This window comes from Nocardia amamiensis (genome assembly GCF_015477605.1).
In the GTDB taxonomy this organism is placed as follows: domain Bacteria; phylum Actinomycetota; class Actinomycetes; order Mycobacteriales; family Mycobacteriaceae; genus Nocardia; species Nocardia amamiensis_A.
The window spans coordinates 1-235 of record NZ_JADLQX010000394.1 but is presented as its reverse complement, the minus strand read 5'-3'; the positions used below and the strand labels follow the sequence as shown (position 1 = coordinate 235).

Here is a 235-nt window from a genome sequence, read left to right as displayed (position 1 = left end):
ATACAGTTTCCCCTCCAAGGTAGGGATTTCGGTGACATCGCCGACCCACAGCACGTCCTGGGCGATGGCGGTGAACTGCCGCCGCACCAAATCCGGTGCCGCGGATCGTTTCCCTTGCCGCGTGGTCGCGGATCTGCGTTTGACTTTCCGTGCTACCCAACCTTTTTCGGCCATTATCGCGGCGATGGTGTTGTCGGAGACCCGCCAGCCCTTCTCCCGCAGCTCCAACCCGATG

General features: G+C 61.7%; 1 pseudogene. It reads right to left on the bottom strand.

Going from position 1 to position 235, the window contains the following annotated elements:
• Positions 1–235, bottom strand: a pseudogene (locus IU459_RS38255) (IS3 family transposase); the annotation flags it as partial.